Below are 21406 nucleotides of genomic sequence, written 5' to 3' on the forward strand. Positions count from 1 at the left end.
CCCTCACATGCCAAATAATTAAAAATAAATATTCATTTTTAATTATTTTTTTAATTATTTAATGGTCCGATAATAATCTGACACTGTCACGTTCAATTAATTTTGTTGGTACATATATGATTTGTGATTGCTCTATATTGGCTGATTTATTTGAGTCATTAGCCGGCTTATTAGAATCCAAGAAAAATTTCATGGCAACACGACCAATTTCCTGGAAATTTTGTTGAATAGTGGTTAACTTTGGTCGATTAATTTTGGTTTGTTCTAGTCCATCTATAGTAACTATTGATAGATCTTCGGGTACTTTTTTACCATTATCCAACATAGCGTTTGTGATTCCTGGACCAATCATATCAGCAGTGCCAATTGCTGCTGTGAAAGGTAAATTATTAATATTGAATCCCTTTGTCACGCTATTATAACCTGTTTCATATGAATGATCATTACCATAAAAAAAGATATTATCAGTTGTTAAATGATGCTGTTTCATAGATTTAATAAAATTAGATCGACGTACACTTGAAATATTAGTTGTTAATTTTGTATCACCAATTAAAGCAATATTATGATGCCCCTTTTCAATGAGGTACGAAACTAACGTATCCATCATTTGAAATTCATTTGAAGTAACAGCTGAGACTTTGTCGTCTAATATGGTAGTTAACGAAATAACCATAATCTGCTCTTCCAATAATTTTTTAATCATCCATGACGGAATATCCAGTGATAATAGAAATACTGCCCCTACCTGCCTTGATAGTAATGTTTTAAAAACTTGATATTGATGATCTTCATCCTCATCAAGGTAACTAACTAATAGCTCATAACCCGAAGAAATGGTTTCTTCATATAAACCTTTGATAACCACATCAGCAAAGTTCGTGTGTATTAATGGTACAACAACACCAACCGCTCGGCTTTTTTTGCTAGATAGATCTGCTGCGTTTTGATTTTTATAATAACCCATTTCTTGTGCTAATTTTCTGACTCTTGCTGCTGTTACTTCACTGTACCGACCTCTATTTGTCAGGATACGTGAAACTGACGCAACAGACAAATTAGCCGCTGTTGCAACATCTTTTAAGGTGACTTTCATGAGTGACTCCTATTCCTTCAGTTGGTATTATTATACACTGACTTTCTTGTAACATTATATAAATTATTTCGTTTATTTGGATATGTAAACTGCAGCTCAATTTCACTGCTTTTATAAATATTACTTGACACGTAAAATGGAAACGCTTACAATATATTGCGTAAACGTTTGTACAACGTTTAGAGGGTTTTATTTTTTATTTATATACAAGGAGATTTTCTAATGGATAATCAAACAGACGGTGTCACAACAACACCGGTTAAACATCGGTTACCTGATTTGACAAAAGTTCAAATGTTTATGATGACATTTGGCTACTTTGGAACTCAGATTGCCTTTTCAATGCAGACTGGAAGTATGGGTCGTATCTTTCAAACAATTGGTGCAGATCCAAATAATTTAGGGTTCTTCTTCATTCTACCGCCTTTGGCAGGAATGATTATGCAACCATTAGTCGGTTTTTTCTCTGATAAAACATGGATACCAAAACTTGGCCGACGGATGCCATATCTAATTGGTGGTTCGGTAGTGTCATTTATCGTTATGTTACTATTACCTAACGCTGGTTCATTAGGCTTTGGATTTGGTTCAGCCGCTGCGTTATGGTTTGGTGCAGTAACCGTCCTATTTATGGATTTGGCATCAAACGTTTCGCAACAACCATTCAAGATGATTATTCCTGATATGGCTAATGAAAAACAATCAAATTCATTATGGTCAATGCAAAATGTTTGGGGTAGCTTAGGAAGCCTAGTGGCCTTTGTTTTCCCATTCATCTTGACAGCTGCAGGCGTTGCAAATACGGCACCTCGTGGTGAAGTACCTATGTCTGTTAAAATCTCATTCTATGCATCAGCAATTATTTTAGCATTATCAGCATTGTTTACCATTTTGAACGTTAAAGAATATACGCCAGAAGAAATGGCAAAATATCACAATATTTCTAAAGAAGAACAAGCAGAAAAAGCTTCTATTATGAATGTGTTAAGAAGTGCACCAAAGGTATTTTGGCTACTTGGTATTGTAGAATTCTTTGTTTGGTTTGCTATTCCATATATGTGGACTTATTCTACTGGTGCTTTAGCAGAAAATATTTGGCATGTCACTGATCCATCGACAGCTGGTTATCAAGAAGCTGGAAATTGGTTTGGAATTGTTCAAGCAGTGTATTCAGTCGTTGCCATTATCGTTGGTCTCTTCTTTGCACGCTTAACTAAGAAAACTCGTCGCCCAGCCTATACTGTCAGCATGATTCTTGGTGGTATTGGTTTCTTAATGATTGCTTTTGGTACGACAAAGCTATCATCTATCATTGCGTTTGCTCTATTTGGAGTAGCTTGGATTGCATTAATTACAATTCCATTTACAATTTTGACTAACGCCTTGGATGGTAAGCATGATGGTATTGTATTAGGATTGTTTAACTGCTTTATTTGTATTCCACAAATTGTGGCATCTTCAATTAGTTTCCTAATTCTACCTGCTTTGGGTGGCTCGATGGCTCACATGTTTATCATTGCCGCAATTGCTTTCTTTATTGCTGGTTTTGCAATTTGGATGGTTCGCGACGAAATTTAGATTAGACAAAATACTTTATTAATTTACATAACAATCGGAGGTTATTATGACACAAGAAGATATTAAATGGTGGCAAAAAGCAGTTGTTTACCAAATCTACCCTCGTTCATTCCAAGATTCAGATAACGATGGTATTGGAGATTTGAAAGGTATTGAGCAACATTTGGACTATGTTAAGAAATTAGGCGCAGATGTGATTTGGTTGAATCCCGTTTACAATTCTCCTAATAAGGACAATGGTTATGATATTTCTGATTATCAGAGTATTAATCCAGAGTTTGGTGATATGGCAGAATTTGATCATTTATTAGCAGCCGCACATGGTCGTGGTTTAAAGATTGTGATGGATTTGGTTGTTAATCATTCTTCTGATCAGCATAAATGGTTTATTGAAAGTCGCTCATCAAAAGATAATGATAAGCGTGATTTCTATATTTGGAGAGATCCTGTTGATGGTCATGAGCCAAATAATTGGGGTTCATTCTTCTCTGGCCCAGCTTGGAAATATGATGAAAAAACGGGTCAATATTACCTACACCTTTTTGCTGAAGGACAACCTGATCTTAACTGGGAAAACCCTAAGATGCGCAATGCCATCTGGGACATGATGAACTGGTGGGTTGATAAAGGGATTGATGGATTCCGAATGGATGTTATTTCATTGATTTCTAAGCCAGATGGTTTACCTGATGGTAAGGTGCCCGATGGTGATATCTATGGTAATTCAAATCGTGCAGTTGCTAATGGCCCTCGTGTTCACGAATACTTACAAGAAATGCGTGATAAGGTCTTGAATAATGCTGATATGATGACTGTTGGTGAAGCATCTGGTGTTGATATCGAGAATGCTAAAGAATATGCATCAAATGATGGCAAAGAATTAAACATGGTATTCCAATTTGAACATGTTGAATTAGATGGTAATCCTGATGCTGCTTTGGGTAAGTGGTATGATCAACGCGTCTCTCTACCAAAGTTGAAAGAAAACTTAAGCAAGTGGCAATATGAACTTGATGGTAAAGCATGGAATTCACTATATTGGAATAACCATGATCAACCACGTGCAGTCAGTCGTTACGGTAGTGATAAACCAGAATACCGTGTTGTATCTGCCAAAATGGTTGGTACCCTTCTTCACTTCATGCAAGGAACACCTTATATTTATCAGGGTGAAGAAATTGGTATGACGAATGCGTATAATTTAGGTTGGGATGATTTCAATGACATTGAGATTTTGAATGCGCGTGAGTATTTGGTTAATAAAGATCATTTAATTGATGATGATACAATGTTGCGTTACGTGCATTATAAGGGACGTGATAACGCACGTACTCCTATGCAGTGGACTGCTGGTAAAAATGCTGGCTTTACTGATGGGACACCATGGTTAAAGATGAATGACAATTTTGATAAGATTAATGTTGAAGAAGCACTAGCTGATAAAGATTCGGTATTTTATTACTATCAAGAGTTAATTAAATTACGTCATGAGTTACCTATCATTACAACTGGTCATTATCAGTTGTTGGATCCAGAAGATGCTGAAGTATACTCGTATAAGCGAATTGGTGATGATGAAGAATTGTTAGTCATTAATAACTTTACTGAGTCAGAACAATCACGTGACTATGATGTGCCGGCTAATGCGGAAGTATTAATTAGTAATTATACGGACGATCGTGGAACAACATTACGCCCATTTGAAGCAAAAGTTTATCGTTATACGAAATAATAATTTTTATAGTAAAAGGACCACACCAATTCATAATTGATGTGGTCCTTTTTTCTATTACTTCATTGGCATATACATCCAATCAGCAAGTAAGTACAAAATAATGATATGGGCTGGGTAGAAGATGTAGAAGAAATACTTCATACTCCGTCCTTTAGCACCACTGTACAAAGCAATTGGAATAATGGCAAAAATCATCATCCATTGTGTTGAACCAAAAATACCGTAGATACATGCAACAACAGCAATACTTAAAATTTGTGCCCAACGTATATTACGGAAAATATATAATACTGGTATTAGTAAAACCATAATATTGTTTTCGGCAAGTAAAATTGCTGGGTCGATTGCTAATAGGATCTGCATAAATATTTTCTGCCCAGAGCCAATTGCTCCTCCCGAAGATAGCACTGGCATGACGATGATTGATAACAAGAAAGGTAATAGAAATAACAGAACACCTAAAGTAATATGCTTACCTGCCTGCCCTTCACGCACTTTCTCAAATTGATCAATACCAGCCATAAAGATGGTTCCAATAAACAGATCACGGAAAATGTTATTAATTAACTGCACTTGTTCAAAGCCAACAATTTGTTGGGTCAAGTTCATTAAAAGTGCCATGACGACCATACTGATGTATAAACGTAGCATATAGCTCTTTTTACTGTGGGTATGTGCGAAACCAACAACAGCCGTAAAAAAGAACAGTGTGGCCACAGGACGCCCAAACCAGTCTAACCAATTAGGTGCGCCTAGTGGGGCAAAAGTTTGATGAAAATGGTCAATAACCATTAATACTAAACCAATTACCTTAATATCAAAAGTGGTTAATTGTAAAAATTTATTTTTTTGAATTTGAGTAGTCATCCAATTAACGTCTCCTGTTTCATTTATCGTAAAATCATTTTTCTACAAATGATATTATACACAAAATAATATAAAAAAAGCTACTATTTTTTAGCCAAAATGATAACTGAAAATTTTACGTGTATAAAATTATTAGTCACAACTGGTTTCTGACAATATAAAAAAGGTTAGTTCGTTTGAACTAACCTGCCGATAATAATATTTTATTTGTGATAAACTGGTTTCTTAATGAAAATCCAAATAAGTAATGAGACAATCAACATTACCATATAAATATTGAAGACAACCGATAGATTACCACCAGCTAGTGACAAGATAATGGCTCCTGCTAAACTTCCAAACCCAAATCCTTGATAAATCAATGAATAATTCTGGCTATGATTCTTTAGACCAAAGTAGTCGCCCACCATTGTTGGGTATACTGTAATCGTACCACCGAAGAAGAAGCCTACCGCCATCATTGCGGTATAGAATACAGGTACACTTAGATGAGAACTAAATGCTAATATTGCAACGGCAATAAAGGTTACCGTGTAAGATAAGATAAACATAGGTTTACGTCCAAATTTATCAGATAATGAGCCAATTAAGAAACGACCCACTGTATTAGCAATAGCAACTAAAGCAACGACGTTCGTTGCTTGGGCAATGTCCAATCCAGCTAAATTAGTTCCTAAGTTGGATGCAATCCCAGTTAGATAGACTGACAATGAAATCGTTAATAATGCAATAAATAACAAGTAAGCTTGAGGCTTACGTAACATTTCACTTGTTGTAAATTCATGATGCATACCATCATCCACAGTAGTAGCTTCTTTTACTTCAGGGGCATCATGGATAAACATCGCACCGCCGACAATAAGGATCATTGATAAAAATCCCCAACCCATTAAAGCATATGGGAGATTATGAACAATATTATTACCTAAAATAGCGGAATCAATATATTTAAAAACAAATGAACCTAAACCATAAAAAGCAACAGAAATACCGGAAATTAACCCAGTTTTTTCAGGAAACCACTTAATCGCATTTGAAAGAGTTGCCATATAAGCGATACCATCAGCTGCCCCAAGCATAACACCTGCTGAAATATAATATAACCATAATTGGTTAGATGAATGAACACGTGAAGCAATAAAGACCGAAACACCAAATAAAATGCCAGCAGTTATCGTCACTTTACGCACACCAAACTTTTTAACTAAACTACCAACAAAGATTGTTGATAATGATAAGGCTAAAGCGCCAATTGAAAAAATCAATGAAATAGATCCCAAATGAGGCTGTACAGATGCTGTTTTACCAGTGGCTGGATCAATGACTAATTGATGAAACATCTTCAAAATGGGTGTATTAAAAATACTCCATGCGTAAAAAGTTCCCACACCTAATTGCACAAGAGCAGTACCAAAGATGACCAGCCAACGATTAACAACTTTTGGCTGACTCTTTGAGGATGACATTGCAGTTTCCATAATAAAATCTCCTAAAAAACCTAAAAATAATTGCAAACGGGTTTGAAAACGCTTGCAAAAATAAATATAGTCCTATTTGTGGGATTTGTCTATAAAAACAATTTTAAAAAATGATTTCACATTGATTTATAATTCCATATACAATACAAAAAGTGCATTAACGCGATTTGAATTTTTGATAATATTTCAAAAAAGTCACTAATCTAACTATTTCAGATTAGTGACTTTCAAGTTTAAATTAATTAACCTTCTAGTTTATGACTTAACTTCTGTAACTTTGTTTCAATCGTGTTTGTGTGTCCAGGACGAATATCTGCATTCAATGAAACATAGGCACGGATTCCTTGATCTGTTAGCGTTTGAATTGCTTTTTGCACTGTTCCCATAACGTCAGACCACTCCCCCTCAATTTCGGTTCCCATGGCTGTTGTTTTGTATGTTAGACCAGATTCTTCAATGACCCCAATAATGTCGTTAACGTAACTACTTAACTCATCTCCTACACCAAATGGTGCAATTGCAACTGAAATTAATGTGTTCATTTATTTGTCCTCCTCTTATTTATAGACACCTATAGTATATCATTCAATAATGATTAATGTTTCGCTGCCTGTTCCCAAAAAGATAATTCATATTGATAAGATGTTAAATACGTCTCTAAATAGGTTTGTTGTTGTTTTGTTGATAACGTCTGCCAATTTGGAACTTGTTGGTCAACAACTTGCCAACTCCAGTGCGTGAATGCAGTATAGTCAGGACTAGTATAATAAGATAACCAAGGTAAATACGTATTATTTTTTGTCGTGTTGATGAATTGTTGACCAATCAAATGATAAGACTCTGTACAAGGTAATAGCGCCAACATTGCATTTGTTGCATCACCACGTTTAATGGCTTGTTCCATATGATCGAGATATGCTAAGTTATGTACATCAGGTAGAATATCCAAACTTGCTGGACTAGCTAACAAAGCTTCATGAGCTAATTCTTCATCCGATGACTGTGGTTGAGCCGCCTGTTGTGATACGGTTAGTTTTTTGGTTGCTAAATCAAATAATTTTCCAAAATAATTTGTGTAATAGGTATCTTGGGCAACATAATAATCCCTTTGAGTTTGTGGCAAATTATCTGAAGCGATTCCCTGTACAAATGATGTTTGATAAATATTTTTTCGGATATCATCTGATTGTTCCAATAAATAATTATGAAAAATCATTTCTTTTCCTCCATTTGAACATCTACCCAATGATTTAAGGGACCATGTCCATGACCAACATTGATTGTCTGGCGAATGGCTTCATAAGTAAATTGCTTTGCTTTTGGCATAATATCCTTTAATGCGTACCCTTTAGCTAAGTTGGCAGTAATAAAGGCAGACAGTGTGTCTCCTGTTCCATGAGTTCGATTTGTTTTAATTCCTGGCATTGTTAACCATTCTGACGTACCATCAGCATATAGTATATAATCGGCATATTCATTTTGTGAATTTGGGCGATGACCGCCCTTAATCAAGACATTTTGTGCACCCATTTTTTGTAATTTAATTGCCGCTTCTATGACATCATTATCAGTGACTAAAGTTTTTTTGACTAGGACTTCTGCTTCCGGTAAGTTAGGCGTAATTAGGAATGCAAGGGGTATTAATTCAGCTTTTAAAGTGTTAATGGCTTCATCACTCAATAAATGTGCGCCCCCTTTTGCAACCATAACTGGATCAACAACTAATTTACCAAAATTGTTTTTTTGCCAACCTTGAGCAACTGCATGGACACGATTAGCATCTAGTAAAGCGCCCGTTTTAGCGGCTTTAATATCTAAGTCATCCGCAATGCTTTTAAATTCTTCTAAAATAAACGTTGTTGGAATTGTATACTGCCCTTGAACGCCATACGTATTTTGCGCAGTTAAACCAACAACAATTGTTGCAGCATAAACTTGTTGATTATGGAATGTTTTTAAATCAGCATTAATGCCTGCCCCTCCACTGGCATCTGTTGTCGCAATTGTAATGACCTGTGGTACTTCTATCATGATTCCTCCCAAATATGTGGTAACTAAAAAGCACAAATAATCAGGAAATCCTGGTTATTTGTGCTTGAAAATGCAAGTTTACCATTACTTTCCTTCGTTAGTCTTAACTAAACAGGTTCAAAGGGTCTGTTTTAAAAACATCTCAGCATAAAGCCCCCCTAGTAAATTATTTAATTACAACATGATTATTGCACTTAACATAGGACAAGTCAACGCTTTCATTATGCTTTAAGCTTTAGATGGCTAATGGCAAAATAGTTTGTTTTATAAGTTATTGGCTAGTGCTAAAATTTCGGTGATTAACATATTCAGTCCATTCTCATATAGGTCTAAATCAAAAGATTCATTTGCAGCATGAGCCGTTGATGGTTCATTAGTTGGTAAAACACCAAAGCCAACACCATTAGACATTAAACGTCCAAATGATGCTCCGCCGTTAACACCGGTTTCAGGCAATTGTCCAGTTACTGATTGATAAGCATTGGCCAATAATGTCACTAACTTATCCTCTGGATCGACGTAGTGTGGCACAAGTCCAGCCGGATCACGAACAATATTAGTTAACCATGGTTCGTCTTGGATAATTTGATCAATCGTTTGCTGCTCGTCAAAAGCTAATGAATAGCGGAAGTTTAGATTAATATGACCTGTCTCACCAGGAACAAAGTCAGTTATGCCAATATTTTGACTTGTTTTACCAAGTTTTGGCTCGGTTTTACCATAACCCGAATGTTCACCATAAGGATCTTGATGTAACTTTTCACCAATAAATGCTAAAAATTTTGCAGCTTGTCCACTAAATGGGTAGTCTTTTAGAAAATTAGCTAAGTATGTCGCAGCATTTTTTCCAGTTTCTGGTCGTGCGGCGTGTGTTGCAATCCCTTGTAACTTTAATGTGATGTTATTATCATGTTCAGTTAGTGAACCAGAAACTTTGTGGCTATCGCAGTATTTTTGAAATGATGGCTTAACTTCAGCCGTTGATAGACCTGTTAGTATCGCTGTTGCAGACCCTGGTAGAACATTTGTTGCTGAGCCGCTGTGAAATGATAATAATTTTAGCGGTGCATCTGCATCGTTAGTTGCATCAAAATATAGATCTAGTTGACTAATACCTTTCTCACCATAAGAAAGATGAGCAGAGCCATCAGGTGAGAAACCATATTGTAATTGCCCTTCTTCAGCAAAATATTGATGCATATCAGCCCATTCGCTTTCTTCATCAGTCCCGATAATAAAACGAATTTGATGCTTTAAAGGTAAATGTGCATCTTGTATTGCTTTAATTGCATAGTAAGTTAGCATAACAGCAGATTTCATATCGTCAGCACCACGTGCATAGATATGATGATCTGCTTTAATGGTTGGTACAAACGGTTCTGTTTCCCATTGATCAATATCATTAACGGGGACAACATCTACGTGTACAATGACGCCAATTGGTTGCTTGTCATTTTCCGGACCGATATAAATATAGCCAGCACGATTGCCAACTGTACCAATTTTTTCAAAGCCATCACGTTGTGCTAACGACATCATAAAATCAAGAGCTGCTTTTGGACCCGGTCCATAAGGTGCAGTCATCGTAGCGTTTGTATCGTCACGCACTGAGGGAATTTTTAATAAGCCAATTAAATCATTTAACCATGCATCTTGGTATATTGTCGTATCTATTTCGTTCATTTATTGCAATCCTCCAAATAAATCTTCATCATGTTGCCATTATATTAACAATAAATGAAATAATATGCAATATTTTTATTTTATTTAGTATAAATAACCAAAAAAGTTGAACTTACTGAATAATAACAGTAGTCCAACTTTTTTTGAGATACATTCATCTTCGTATCTTATATTTTTAATAAATTTTAAACGAGATTATGACTGAAAATAGCTTGGTAAAGAGCAGTTGTTGTTGCATTTGCAAGACGAGTTGGTCGTTTTGCAACAGGAATCTGATTAATTCCGGCAGCCTTCAATGTCTGCTTTGCCCATGCCTTTGTGCCAAATAAAATCATTATATTGCCTCCTTAATCTTTTCTGTATTCTTGTTTTGATGAATAAATATTTCATTCATCTACCTTCACCATAATACAAATAATGATTAGAATGCAAGTCGGATTTTTATTAATCGTTAACTAATAATTACCATTAAAATTGGAATAACGACTAACATTAACAATGTCGTTTGTGTAATACTAATGGATGCAAATTTATAATCAGCTTTAAATTGTAATGCCATAACTGCAGCGTTCGTCATAGCAGGCATAGCGGCCTGAATAATAAATACTTGTTTTAACAATAGTGGCAAATCAAAAGGCATCAAGATAAGTGCCATTGTTAATGGTGCTAAGACAAATCGACTAAGCGATAGAGTGATGGTTTCTTTATTTGGTAGTAAATCTTTTTTAGGCGTTTTAGCAATGGCAAAACCAATAAATACTAAAGCTAATGGCACGTTGGTGTCACCCAATTCTGTTAAATCGGTTACTAAAAATGCAGGTAATTTAATATTTAAAAAGACAAATAGTAATGCCACAATTAAGGCAATCATTGGTGGGTTTAAGATACCAGATAGTGTTTGTCGTAAATTAAAATGTTTATTATTATGATTACCATCAATAGAAATCATATAAACACCAATTGTCCAAAAAACTGTGGTATTAGCCATATAGTAAATGAGAATATACGGTAAACTTTTTGTACCAAATAATGCCATGTTTACTGGTAAACCAACGGTGATTGTGTTGGAATTAAATAACAATGATTGAAAAAGGCCTTTATGCTTTGGATCAACGTGAATTAATCGCGCAATAATAAAAGAAAGCGCCAATAAAAGCATCATACTTGCGATTGGAAATAATAAATTTGTTCCCATTGATAAAAGTGTTTTGGGTGTAAAATCTTGCGGAATATGAACGATTAAATAAGCTGGCATCGCTACTTTTGTGATAAAGCCAGATAAAAATTTACTAATCCGACCATCAGAATCGTCAAAAACATTTCCTTTTATTAAAACAAATCCAATGGCAACTAAGCCTAAAATCATTAAAACACCAGTAATACTGTGAGCTAAGTCATCCATGTAACCCGTTATTCCTTCTTTCTATAAAAAAATTAAATAAAAAAGATGACATATCGCCATCTTCATCAATGATATTAATTAAAATTATGACTCTGATTAGCTACCTTTAATGTATCCATTACTAATTCAAGTTCTTCTTCATTTAAGTGATCATGATCAAATATCTCTTGATGATATAAAATGCCTGCGACTGCACCTACTAGAGACATTATCCGGTTAGATTCACCAGGTAATGTTTTTGCTAGCGAAATTGCTTCATTAAAACTTTCACTATTCAATATGACCCATATTGTCGCTTCCAGTGTGTCAACAACATATCCTGAAGTATGTAGTGAATCAATCGACTCACTTTTTAAATCAGGTTTATTTAGTCCTTGGAAAGCTGATAAATATTGTGCGAATATTTGATGTTGGGCATAGTATTCGTAAGAACTGCTGACCGCTTGATCAACTGCTTCAACTAGCGGAATGTTTTGCAAAAGATTGTTCACTAACATTGCGTAGATACCACTTGCAATTAATGATTGGGGATGATTATGAGTTAATCCTGTAATTTGGTGTAGTACTAGCATGGCAGGATCATGTGCCACAAAATCTTCACCATATTTTGCTCTCAAATATAAAACGACAGGTGTAATATGCATTAATGCCCCATTACCATTATCAGAAATTTCGCGACCACCAGAATTAAATGGGTCATTAGTACGTTCATATTTATTTAATGCAAAAGTAGTTGTGTCACCAACAGTGGTAGGCTTTTCAGAATGACTAGTATAGGTACCATACTGATACCAACTCAGATAACGTGACATCATGTCAGTTAGATTATAACCATATGACAAACTACTAATTGTTGCTAATGTTAAGGCGGAGTCCCCACTCCATGATGTCTGTTGACCATCGACTTGCCGCCGTGCTATTAAATCACCAGTAACCAAACCTAGTGTACTGTTATTTAGTGGACTATACGGTAAAACCATGTAAAACTCCATCCTTTCAAGAATCTAATTGTAACACTCATGTAAACTGTTGGCAAATTACACTTGAATACATTATAATTATTTGTGAACATTTAAAGGAGTAAATCATGATGGAATCAATACAAGACGAGGAATTTGATATTTTTTCATTAGAATTACTAAGAGATCATTTATTACCAGAATTATTACAAAATGATCTATCTGAGATTACTTATTGGGCTGGTAAATCATTAGCAACGCAATATGAGTTAAAAGGTATTAATGAAATTCAAAACTTTTTTATGTCAGCCGGTTTTGGTTATCTAACACAGATGACACAAAAATCTGCAGAACAAACGTGGCTATTAAATGGTCCTGTTATTGAAAAAAGATTGACTGATAATGTTGATGCAAGTTTCTCGTTAGAAGCTGGCTTTTTGGCACAACAAGTGCAACAACTGGCACAATGTGGTGCAGAAGCACAGTGGACAAGTGATAAAACAACGGTCACATTTACAGTCATGACGGAAGAACCAGTTAACCTACCAAGTTAGATCATCATTAAAAAAAGAGCGTGTCATAAATATTAGGCTGAATTGACTAGTAGTTATGGCATGCTCTTTTTACGATGTATTGGATTATTAATTAAATGAACCTGTAAATTTGTAGATTGGATATCCTTGTGAAGCAAATTTTTGCTCATACTCAGTTTCGACGTTATCAATCATTTTTTCAGCATCTTCGTGTAAATTTAATGAAATACCCGTTGGTTCAAAATGAATGCCAAAATTAGCAAAAGAGCATAATGAATATTCAAATAAACCACGATTATCTGTTTTAAATTCTATTTTCCCACCTTCTGGTAGCACCTCTTGATAACTCTTTAAAAATGATTGATAAGTTAAACGACGAGATTCATGACGATTTTTGGGCCATGGATCTGAGAAATTTAGAAATAACTTACTAATTTCCCCCTTATCAAAGTACGTGTCTACACCTGCACCGTCACCATAAATAAATTTTAAGTTTGGTAATGATGCATCATCTTCTGCTGCTTTTCTACCTGCAACTGCAACTGCAGCTTCTTGTATTTCCATTCCAATAAAATTAATATCGGGATATTTTTTCGCCATGCCAATAATGAATTGCCCTTTGCCAGTGCCAATTTCAATTTGTAATGGTTGTTGCTTGTCAAAAATTTCTTGCCAATGTCCCTTTAATGAGACAGCACGTTCTTGATTAATGACAAGATCAGTATGCTTTTCTAGCCAAGGTTGTGCCCATTTTTTATTTCTTAAACGCACGAGTCTTTCTCCTTTGTGTGTTTTTGTTAATTTTTTGTTTCGTATACCAGAATACCAAAAAGCCCCCAACTACGACAAGACATATTATATTTTGCAATAATAAGTTAATACTTGGATGAGCAATAAATGAAACTAGTATCCAAAAGAGTTCAGTCATAATCAACCAAGGCAATACGGCTTGCTGAAAAGCTCGTACGCGCTCTAAAGCGGTTATTGGATATAAAAAGTTAAAAACAATGTGTTGATGGACATCATTAAGTGGTAACAGTTGTAAGACCAATAAATAGAATAAAATTAATAACAAGATGGTTTGTAACCATCCTGAAGTTAACCAAGCTGCAAAACCGCCAATAATTGTTAACCGTAACCAAAGTTTTAAATATTGTGTTTGTCTAATAAATGCAGTCACAAATAATTTTGTCATGCCATTTTGTTGTTTATCTGGCCAATGATTAATCATCGTATCTGCCCAAGCTTGGCGTTTAACACGGGGTGCAATACCAGGAACATCAACAAAAAGATTGAAGAAGGATAGGACAATAAATTGATGATTGTCTTCTGCCAGCATTAATTGTCGCCAATTGACTAATTTTGATGCCTGTTGGTTTGCAAATTGTTGCTGCTTTCTGGCAATGCGGTCTGTTAGCATCATTTTTAAAATCACCAATACAATCGTATATATCATGATTAATAGTAGTGATTTTGTCCATAACCTTAACATCATTGGCCAGAGCAACATGACTAACAAACATTCTATCAAGCCATTGACACATATGCTGTAGATGGTTGCTTGTTTGATTAATTTTCTTAGTACAGATTCATCACCTAATAAAGTCGTTGGATCAGCTGATTTTAAGAAGTTTGTTGGATTTTTGAACAAGAAAAATGTTAGTAAAACAATCATGACTAATAATGATTTTGTTCCCCAATTAACTGGTGCTGTTTGCCAAATAGAACGATATGCCAAGGCTGCTGCTCCTGCTAAAATAAATAAAGCTAAAACAGCATGATCATTGAACACGTATCGCAGATATTTTAGATAGCGTTGCCAGCGCTTAGCTAGTCGTTCTTTGAATAAATGATTTAATTGCATGATTTTTTATCCTTCGTTACCTGCTAATTCTGGCACTAGTTTTGCAAAATCTGCTGCTGGTCCAGTCGCAGCAACTTGTCCTTCCTTAAGATAAACAAATTGATCTGCATGTCCAGCAATCGTTTGTAATACATGGGTCGTTAGTAGAAAACTCGTGCCATTTTTTTTGCGTTGGTCAATTAATGACAATAAATCATTTACAGCTATAACATCCAATCCTAAGAATGGTTCGTCAATGATAAACAATTTTGCGTCAGTTATAAATGCCATCACAATCATGACTTTTTGACGCATACCTTTTGAAAAGTGTGTTGGGAACCATGATAACTTATCATCCAATCGAAACATTTTTAAAAGTTTTTCTGCTTGCTGCCAAGCAGCTTTTTCATCAAGATGATAAGCAGCAATTGTTGTTGTTAAGTGTTCTTTTAGAGTAAGTTCTTCATAAACAATGGGTTGTTCTGGAATATAAGCGATCTGTGCTTTATAAGCAACAGGTTGCGCTAGTAGTGTTAAATTATTTAGTGTAATGGTTCCCTGCTTAGGCATTAATAAACCAATGATGTGGTTTATTGTTGTTGATTTTCCAGATCCATTTAAACCAACTAAAGCAGTCAGACTACCAGTAGGTACGCTAAATGACACGTCATTTAATACGGTTAGTTGACCATAGCCACCGGAAAGATGTTGTATTTCTAAACTCATAATGTTTCACCTGTATTTCTAAGTGTTTATTCTATTTTAACAAAAAATAGCCCAATATTTATACCAGACAGAAACTATAATTAACTGTATAATGAAATTAAAGTCAGAGGAGGAAATAAAGATGTCAGATGTATTTGATAAGATTATTGCTGGTGAGATTCCTTCATATAAAGTATATGAAGATGATGATGTGTTAGCTTTTTTGGATTTAACACAAGCAACACCTGGTCACACGTTGGTTGTGCCTAAGCAACACGTTGCAGACATTTATGAATATAGTGATGAATTAGCAGCACGTGTATTGAGCGTCTTGCCTAAGATTGCACGCGCAATTAAGGCAAGTGATAATCGTATTATCGGCTTAAATATCATTAATAATAATGGTGAAGCAGCTGGTCAGTCAGTCTTTCACTCACACTTCCACTTGTTACCCCGTTATGCTGATGATGGATATGAAATTCCCGTACTAGATAATAGTGATAAAATGACTGATGAAATCTATAAGGAACGTGCACAAAAAATTGCCGCACAATTTGAAAAGGATTAATTATGCTAAAAAAAATCAAGATGCGCATCCTAAATTTTAAAAATGCAATTCAATATGAAAAAGACGCAATCAATCATATTAAAATTGCCGTCACTAATATTCAGAATTCATTAAAAGAAATTAACAAATTAATGGATGATTTGCAGAAACAGATTAGTAAGTTAAACTTTAAAAATAAGCCACATCTTGAACGCATAGATGAAGCACAAACACGAATAACAGAGACTTTAGCAGCATTTTCTAAAAAGAAGGATAAGTAGTCAAGTTAATTCTGTCACAAAATGAATAAAAATTTACATATTTTTACTGATTTTGATTGCAGCAGATTATATGACACTAAGGCCGTGAATCTAACCATTTTAATTTGGTAGATTCGCGGTTTTTTAAGTATGTCCAAAAGATTGTAGAATATTACTTTATCTTCTTATATTAAGAATGATGTATTTATCAATCATTATCCATTTGATTTTTAATTTAAATGAGAGTAAAATTACAAACGTTCGTTTTTACGAATAAATATGCACAGTTTTAAATGTGAAGTGAGGTCTTTTGATGAATCAGAAAGATAGTGCCTCATTTTTTGGTCAACCACGAGGTTTAATGACTTTGTTCTTTACTGAAATGTGGGAGCGCTTTTCATATTACGGTATGCGAGCCATACTATTGTTTTATATGATTTATGCAGCTGATAAGGGTGGCTTAGGTTTCAATGCAGTTACCGGTGCTGCCATTATGTCAATCTATGGTTCGATGGTCTACCTATCTGGTATTATTGGTGGTTATTTGGCAGATCGTATCCTAGGATCTTGGCGTACCGTATTCTACGGTGGTGTGCTAATTATGTTTGGACATATTGCACTATCTATGCCTTTAGGATCGACTGGGTTATTCAGCTCGATATTATTAATTACTCTTGGTACTGGATTATTAAAGCCAAATGTTGCGACAATGGTTGGTAATCTTTACGATAAAGATGATGAACGTCGTGATGCAGGCTTTTCTATTTATGTTTTTGGTATCAATTTAGGGTCTTTTGTATCACCGATCTTAGTTGGTTGGTTCCAGGTTAACGTAAATTTCCATGTTGCCTTTTCATTAGCAGCGATTGGTATGTTTATTGGTCTCGTACAATATGTGATTGATGGGCGTAAGCATTTGCAAAATATTTCAAAATCTGCACCTTCCCCATTACAACCAGAAGAAATGAAATCATTGGCTTGGAAATTAATTGTTGGCATTATTGTTATCGTTGGTTTCTTGATGATTTTGCATGCCAAAAATGCGCTAAATATTAATACTATTATTAATTTATTAACGTTTATTGCTATTTTGGTACCAATTCTTTATTTTGTTGTGATGTTGACTTCAAATAAAACAACGAAGTTTGAACGACGTAAGGTTGTTGCGTACATACCATTATTTATTGCAGCAATGTTATTCTGGGTGATTGAGGAGCAAGGATCGGTGGTCCTAGCACTATTCGCATCAAACCAAACAGCACTTCATGGGATACCGGCTTCTTGGTTTCAATCATTGAATCCATTGTTTATCATGTTGTTCACTCCTTTCTTTGTCTGGCTATGGTCAAAGAAACTAAAAGATAAGCAACCAGCAACGGGTGTTAAATTCGCCTTGGGACTTGTGTTTGCAGGTTTGTCATATGTTTGGATGGCATTTCCTGGCATGTTGTTTGGTGTTCATAATCATTTTAACCCACTCTGGTTAGTTGCTTCTTGGGCGTTAGTTGAAATTGGAGAAATGCTTATTTCACCAGTTGGTTTATCAGCTTCTGCAAAGATGGCACCTGTTGCCTTTCAAGCGCAGATGTTAACTGTTTGGAATTTGTCTGATGCAACTGCACAGGCTGCTAACGCACAACTAGTAAAGCTATATGCACCGAATACTGAAATCATGTATTTCCTAATTATTGGTTTTGTGACAATAATCGCTGGTTTCTTGTTATGGGTAGCCACAAAGAAAATTAAAATTTTAAATGATAGCTTAAGTGAAACAAATTAAATAAAAAGACATGTCAGAGTCATGCTGATATGTCTTTTTTTGTATTTATTTACCCATTTGCAATTTTAATTCCATGACTGCATCCCGCAAATTAGCTGCCTCCTCGAAATCAAGACGCTTTGCTGCTGACCGCATTTGATCTTCCAAATTGTTAATCATAGCATTTTGATCATCACGAGCCATATCTTTAAAGGCAACGTCTGTAAAACTACCCTGATTTGTAGACTGATCATTATCGGCAGTATGACTAATTGAAATAAGGTCACGAATATCCTTTTTAATGGTATGCGGTGTAATATGGTTATCTGTATTATATTGTATTTGAATTTGACGACGCCGTGCTGTTTCATCCATTGCTTCTTGCATTGAAGCTGTGATAACATCTGCATACATAATAACATGGCCATTTTCATTACGTGCGGCACGACCAATCGTTTGAATTAAGGAACGTGTGTTGCGCAAAAATCCTTCTTTGTCAGCATCAAGAATGGCGATTAATGAAACCTCGGGCACATCAATACCTTCACGTAAGAGATTAATTCCAACCAGAACATCAAACTTACCTAATCGAAGATCTCGAATAATTTCAGTACGTTCCAATGTCTTTATATCAGAATGGAGATATTTCACCTTAATCCCAACATCTTCCAAATAGTCTGTTAAATCTTCTGCCATTTTTTTAGTTAGTGTGGTGACAAAAACACGTTCATCACGATTGACGCGTTTATTAATTTCACCGATTAAGTCATCAATTTGCCCCATAACTGGACGTACTTCAATTTCTGGATCAAGCAAACCTGTCGGTCGAATAATTTGTTGTGCAACATCTTCTTTTGCAACACGTTCATTTTCATAATCTCCCGGTGTTGCTGACATATAGATGATTTGATTAACATGTTTTTCGAACTCTTCAATACGTAAAGGTCGATTATCTAATGCTGAAGGTAACCGGAAACCGTAATTGATTAAAGTTTCTTTTCTAGCACGATCACCTTTATACATGCCACGTACTTGCGGCATGGTAACATGTGATTCGTCAACAATAATCAAAAAATCATCTGGGAAGAAATCTAGTAGTGTAAATGGTGGTTCGCCTGGTGCACGTCCGTCCATATGACGTGAATAATTTTCAATGCCAGTTGTGAACCCCATTTCGCGAATCATTTCAATATCATATTCTGTACGTTGCTTTAAACGTTGTGCTTCTAGTAGCTTCCCCTCTTTTTCAAATTTCTGTAATTGATCATCAAGTTCAGCTTGAATGGTTTTGAGCGCCCGCTCACGAATGGCATCATTAGTCATAAAGTGAGTGGCAGGGAAAATAGTTGCTAAATCTAATTCAGCAGTAACTTCACCAGTTAATGAATCAATTTCACGAATACGATCAACTTCATCACCAAAAAATTCAATTCTAATAGCCTTCGCATCAGATGAAGCTGGAAATACTTCTAATACATCTCCACGAGCTCGGAAACGGCCGCGCTGAAAATCAATATCATTACGTTGAAATTGAATATCAATTAGTTGATGCATTAACGTATTTCTGTCCAATATATCACCAACACGAACATTAATAACATGATCATGATACTGTTCTGGGCTACCTAAACCAAAAATTGAAGAAACCGACGCAACAACGATGGTATCATTTCTTGCTAGCAAAGAAGCGGTCGCAGAATTACGTAATTTATCAATTTCATCGTTAATTGAAGAATCTTTTTCAATATAAGTATCTGACGACGGTACATAGGCTTCAGGTTGGTAATAATCATAATAAGAAACGAAATACTCAACAGCATTATTTGGGAAAAATTCTTTAAATTCTCCATATAATTGTCCAGCCAACGTTTTATTGTGGGATAACACTAAAACCGGCTTTTTTGCTTGTGCAATAACGTTTGAAATTGTAAAAGTTTTCCCCGTTCCAGTTGCACCTAAAAGGATTTGTTCCTTGATACCGTTTTTCAAACCATTAACTAATTTTTCAATAGCTGCTGGTTGATCACCAGTTGGTTGATATTTTGATACTAATTGGTAGTCATTATCATTGCGACGATTAATCATGTGTGTTATAACTCACTTTCTTGCCGAAAATAAAAGAATAACTAAGGGGAATTTTATTTAAATAACCCCTTTCATCCTAATTGAAAATAGCTTAATTTATTATGCCAAGATTGAATTTTTAATCGGCATTAAAAATACCAATGTAAATACGCTGTAGCTTTTCAGATCCAGGGAAGTGTTCGTTTAATAACTCTGGTAATACTTCCTTGATAAAGTATGCAACACTAGGCATATCCCTGAATGCAAAAATTGTTTCTAAACTCTCTTTATAAATTTCAGTAAATACTGGTTCTGGATTACCTTTTTGTAGTTCACCAAAAGCTTCATATAATAAGTCGACTTTATCTGCAACTGATAAGATACGCCCCTCTAATGTATCATCCTTACCCTCATGCAGTCGACGTTTGTAAATTTCTTGTAACTCTTCGGGAATCTCTGTACGAATAAAATTATCCGAGAGCGTGTCTTCAACATCTGCTAACATATGTCTCAATGTTGATGATGCATACTTTACAGGTGTTCTGATGTCACCAATAAAACGTTCAGTTAAATCATGATTCAGTGCTTTTTCATATAACATACGCCAATCAACTTCATTGCCGTGTGCTTCCTCAATATCACCAAGAAATTGGGCCGCTTCAGTCACTTTCCAAGAATGTGCAGCTACCGAATGTGGCTGATATTTAAAATAACCAGGTGCTCGTGTAATCATTTCTAGCTCGTTTAATCCCGATAAATATTGATGCATTCCCATTAGTTTGAGCCTCCTCATAAAATAAACATTTTCACTATGTTACTTTTAAGTCTATAAAAAAGCAAGAAAAAAAGCCACAATTCTGTGACTT

21 protein-coding genes and 1 riboswitch are annotated in these 21406 nt (G+C 35.2%); of the genes, 6 read left to right on the forward strand and 15 right to left on the reverse strand.

The window, feature by feature from the left end:
• Positions 1-58: 58 nt before the first annotated feature.
• Complete coding sequence (locus AC3B5D_RS03025; RefSeq protein ID WP_489839573.1) at positions 59-1096, reverse strand: LacI family DNA-binding transcriptional regulator; 1038 nt, start codon at positions 1094-1096, stop codon at positions 59-61.
• A gap of 222 nt (positions 1097-1318) precedes the next feature.
• On the opposite strand from AC3B5D_RS03025, the gene AC3B5D_RS03030 reads away from it, so the two are divergent.
• Together AC3B5D_RS03030 and AC3B5D_RS03035 are read left to right on the forward strand one after the other, a co-directional pair.
• A complete protein-coding gene (locus tag AC3B5D_RS03030; protein ID WP_489839572.1) occupies positions 1319-2674 on the forward strand; it encodes an SLC45 family MFS transporter in 1356 nt (451 codons plus the stop codon).
• A 46-nt stretch (positions 2675-2720) separates the two neighbouring features.
• Complete coding sequence (locus AC3B5D_RS03035; RefSeq protein ID WP_489839571.1) at positions 2721-4406, forward strand: glycoside hydrolase family 13 protein; 1686 nt, start codon at positions 2721-2723, stop codon at positions 4404-4406.
• A 57-nt stretch (positions 4407-4463) separates the two neighbouring features.
• Here the strand turns inward: AC3B5D_RS03035 and AC3B5D_RS03040 are convergent, their stop codons facing one another.
• The 9 genes from AC3B5D_RS03040 to AC3B5D_RS03080 form a co-directional block, all read right to left on the reverse strand.
• Entirely contained in the window at positions 4464-5276 is an 813-nt protein-coding gene (locus AC3B5D_RS03040; RefSeq protein WP_489839570.1) for a TraX family protein, read from the reverse strand.
• Between the two features lie 203 nt (positions 5277-5479).
• Positions 5480-6754, reverse strand: coding sequence for an OFA family MFS transporter (locus AC3B5D_RS03045; protein ID WP_489839569.1), 1275 nt, complete (start codon positions 6752-6754; stop codon positions 5480-5482).
• Positions 6755-6996: 242 nt separating this feature from the next.
• On the reverse strand, positions 6997-7296 hold the full coding sequence (locus AC3B5D_RS03050; RefSeq protein ID WP_489839568.1) for an MTH1187 family thiamine-binding protein: 300 nt from the start codon (positions 7294-7296) through the stop codon (positions 6997-6999).
• Positions 7297-7349: 53 nt separating this feature from the next.
• Entirely contained in the window at positions 7350-7970 is a 621-nt protein-coding gene (locus AC3B5D_RS03055; RefSeq protein WP_489839567.1) for a TenA family protein, read from the reverse strand.
• Positions 7967-8785 carry a bifunctional hydroxymethylpyrimidine kinase/phosphomethylpyrimidine kinase gene (gene thiD / locus AC3B5D_RS03060; RefSeq protein WP_489839566.1) on the reverse strand — a complete coding sequence of 273 codons (819 nt, stop codon included), beginning with the start codon at positions 8783-8785 and terminating at the stop codon, positions 7967-7969. Before thiD ends, AC3B5D_RS03055 begins: the two co-directional genes overlap by 4 nt.
• 72 nt (positions 8786-8857) lie before the next feature.
• Positions 8858-8955: riboswitch (TPP riboswitch) on the reverse strand.
• Positions 8956-9049: 94 nt separating this feature from the next.
• Positions 9050-10468 carry a Sapep family Mn(2+)-dependent dipeptidase gene (locus tag AC3B5D_RS03065; RefSeq protein ID WP_489839565.1) on the reverse strand — a complete coding sequence of 473 codons (1419 nt, stop codon included), beginning with the start codon at positions 10466-10468 and terminating at the stop codon, positions 9050-9052.
• Positions 10469-10653: 185 nt separating this feature from the next.
• Positions 10654-10803 (reverse strand): hypothetical protein, encoded by a 150-nt coding sequence (locus tag AC3B5D_RS03070; RefSeq protein ID WP_489839564.1) that lies wholly within the window; start codon positions 10801-10803, stop codon positions 10654-10656.
• Between the two features lie 116 nt (positions 10804-10919).
• Positions 10920-11870 carry an AEC family transporter gene (locus tag AC3B5D_RS03075; RefSeq protein WP_489839563.1) on the reverse strand — a complete coding sequence of 317 codons (951 nt, stop codon included), beginning with the start codon at positions 11868-11870 and terminating at the stop codon, positions 10920-10922.
• A gap of 74 nt (positions 11871-11944) precedes the next feature.
• Entirely contained in the window at positions 11945-12850 is a 906-nt protein-coding gene (locus AC3B5D_RS03080; protein ID WP_489839562.1) for an ADP-ribosylglycohydrolase family protein, read from the reverse strand.
• A gap of 107 nt (positions 12851-12957) precedes the next feature.
• On the opposite strand from AC3B5D_RS03080, the gene AC3B5D_RS03085 reads away from it, so the two are divergent.
• Positions 12958-13383: a DUF2507 domain-containing protein gene (locus AC3B5D_RS03085; protein ID WP_489839561.1), complete on the forward strand. Its 426-nt coding sequence runs from the start codon at positions 12958-12960 to the stop codon at positions 13381-13383.
• 87 nt (positions 13384-13470) lie between these two features.
• Here the strand turns inward: AC3B5D_RS03085 and trmB are convergent, their stop codons facing one another.
• The 3 genes from trmB to AC3B5D_RS03100 are packed head-to-tail and all read right to left on the reverse strand — an operon-like array spanning position 13471 to position 15931.
• Entirely contained in the window at positions 13471-14133 is a 663-nt protein-coding gene (gene trmB / locus AC3B5D_RS03090; protein ID WP_489839560.1) for a tRNA (guanosine(46)-N7)-methyltransferase TrmB, read from the reverse strand.
• Positions 14117-15226 (reverse strand): ABC transporter permease, encoded by a 1110-nt coding sequence (locus AC3B5D_RS03095; RefSeq protein ID WP_489839559.1) that lies wholly within the window; start codon positions 15224-15226, stop codon positions 14117-14119. Before AC3B5D_RS03095 ends, trmB begins: the two co-directional genes overlap by 17 nt.
• A 6-nt stretch (positions 15227-15232) precedes the next feature.
• Positions 15233-15931 (reverse strand): ABC transporter ATP-binding protein, encoded by a 699-nt coding sequence (locus tag AC3B5D_RS03100; RefSeq protein WP_489839558.1) that lies wholly within the window; start codon positions 15929-15931, stop codon positions 15233-15235.
• 121 nt (positions 15932-16052) lie between these two features.
• Between AC3B5D_RS03100 and AC3B5D_RS03105 the strand changes: the two genes are divergently transcribed.
• From AC3B5D_RS03105 to AC3B5D_RS03115, 3 genes are all read left to right on the forward strand, one after another.
• Positions 16053-16478, forward strand: coding sequence for an HIT family protein (locus AC3B5D_RS03105; protein WP_489839557.1), 426 nt, complete (start codon positions 16053-16055; stop codon positions 16476-16478).
• Between the two features lie 2 nt (positions 16479-16480).
• Positions 16481-16738, forward strand: a complete 258-nt coding sequence (locus tag AC3B5D_RS03110) for a hypothetical protein (RefSeq protein ID WP_489839556.1) — start codon at positions 16481-16483, stop codon at positions 16736-16738.
• 292 nt (positions 16739-17030) lie between these two features.
• Positions 17031-18497, forward strand: coding sequence for a peptide MFS transporter (locus tag AC3B5D_RS03115; RefSeq protein ID WP_489839555.1), 1467 nt, complete (start codon positions 17031-17033; stop codon positions 18495-18497).
• Positions 18498-18542: 45 nt separating this feature from the next.
• Here AC3B5D_RS03115 and uvrB read toward each other — a convergent pair whose 3' ends face one another.
• Positions 18543-20561 carry an excinuclease ABC subunit UvrB gene (uvrB, locus tag AC3B5D_RS03120; protein WP_489839554.1) on the reverse strand — a complete coding sequence of 673 codons (2019 nt, stop codon included), beginning with the start codon at positions 20559-20561 and terminating at the stop codon, positions 18543-18545.
• A 118-nt stretch (positions 20562-20679) separates the two neighbouring features.
• Positions 20680-21315 (reverse strand): YfbR-like 5'-deoxynucleotidase, encoded by a 636-nt coding sequence (locus tag AC3B5D_RS03125; protein ID WP_489839553.1) that lies wholly within the window; start codon positions 21313-21315, stop codon positions 20680-20682.
• Between the last annotated feature and the right edge of the window lie 91 nt (positions 21316-21406).

This window comes from Weissella sp. ESL1177 (genome assembly GCF_058107185.1).

What these genes read in the sequence shown, in the direction of transcription:
- AC3B5D_RS03075 (WP_489839563.1), bottom strand. Translation starts at nt 11,870, where the DNA reads ATGGATGACTTAGCTCACAGTATTACTGGTGTTTTAATGATTTTAGGC.
- AC3B5D_RS03050 (WP_489839568.1), bottom strand. Translation starts at nt 7,296, where the DNA reads ATGAACACATTAATTTCAGTTGCAATTGCACCATTTGGTGTAGGAGAT.
- AC3B5D_RS03055 (WP_489839567.1), bottom strand. Translation starts at nt 7,970, where the DNA reads ATGATTTTTCATAATTATTTATTGGAACAATCAGATGATATCCGAAAA.
- uvrB (WP_489839554.1), bottom strand. Translation starts at nt 20,561, where the DNA reads ATGATTAATCGTCGCAATGATAATGACTACCAATTAGTATCAAAATAT.
- AC3B5D_RS03095 (WP_489839559.1), bottom strand. Translation starts at nt 15,226, where the DNA reads ATGCAATTAAATCATTTATTCAAAGAACGACTAGCTAAGCGCTGGCAA.
- AC3B5D_RS03105 (WP_489839557.1), top strand. Translation starts at nt 16,053, where the DNA reads ATGTCAGATGTATTTGATAAGATTATTGCTGGTGAGATTCCTTCATAT.
- AC3B5D_RS03040 (WP_489839570.1), bottom strand. Translation starts at nt 5,276, where the DNA reads ATGACTACTCAAATTCAAAAAAATAAATTTTTACAATTAACCACTTTT.
- AC3B5D_RS03085 (WP_489839561.1), top strand. Translation starts at nt 12,958, where the DNA reads ATGATGGAATCAATACAAGACGAGGAATTTGATATTTTTTCATTAGAA.
- thiD (WP_489839566.1), bottom strand. Translation starts at nt 8,785, where the DNA reads ATGATAGAAGTACCACAGGTCATTACAATTGCGACAACAGATGCCAGT.
- AC3B5D_RS03035 (WP_489839571.1), top strand. Translation starts at nt 2,721, where the DNA reads ATGACACAAGAAGATATTAAATGGTGGCAAAAAGCAGTTGTTTACCAA.
- AC3B5D_RS03025 (WP_489839573.1), bottom strand. Translation starts at nt 1,096, where the DNA reads ATGAAAGTCACCTTAAAAGATGTTGCAACAGCGGCTAATTTGTCTGTT.
- AC3B5D_RS03065 (WP_489839565.1), bottom strand. Translation starts at nt 10,468, where the DNA reads ATGAACGAAATAGATACGACAATATACCAAGATGCATGGTTAAATGAT.
- AC3B5D_RS03100 (WP_489839558.1), bottom strand. Translation starts at nt 15,931, where the DNA reads ATGAGTTTAGAAATACAACATCTTTCCGGTGGCTATGGTCAACTAACC.
- AC3B5D_RS03110 (WP_489839556.1), top strand. Translation starts at nt 16,481, where the DNA reads ATGCTAAAAAAAATCAAGATGCGCATCCTAAATTTTAAAAATGCAATT.
- AC3B5D_RS03115 (WP_489839555.1), top strand. Translation starts at nt 17,031, where the DNA reads ATGAATCAGAAAGATAGTGCCTCATTTTTTGGTCAACCACGAGGTTTA.
- AC3B5D_RS03125 (WP_489839553.1), bottom strand. Translation starts at nt 21,315, where the DNA reads ATGGGAATGCATCAATATTTATCGGGATTAAACGAGCTAGAAATGATT.
- AC3B5D_RS03080 (WP_489839562.1), bottom strand. Translation starts at nt 12,850, where the DNA reads ATGGTTTTACCGTATAGTCCACTAAATAACAGTACACTAGGTTTGGTT.
- AC3B5D_RS03045 (WP_489839569.1), bottom strand. Translation starts at nt 6,754, where the DNA reads ATGGAAACTGCAATGTCATCCTCAAAGAGTCAGCCAAAAGTTGTTAAT.
- AC3B5D_RS03070 (WP_489839564.1), bottom strand. Translation starts at nt 10,803, where the DNA reads ATGATTTTATTTGGCACAAAGGCATGGGCAAAGCAGACATTGAAGGCT.
- AC3B5D_RS03030 (WP_489839572.1), top strand. Translation starts at nt 1,319, where the DNA reads ATGGATAATCAAACAGACGGTGTCACAACAACACCGGTTAAACATCGG.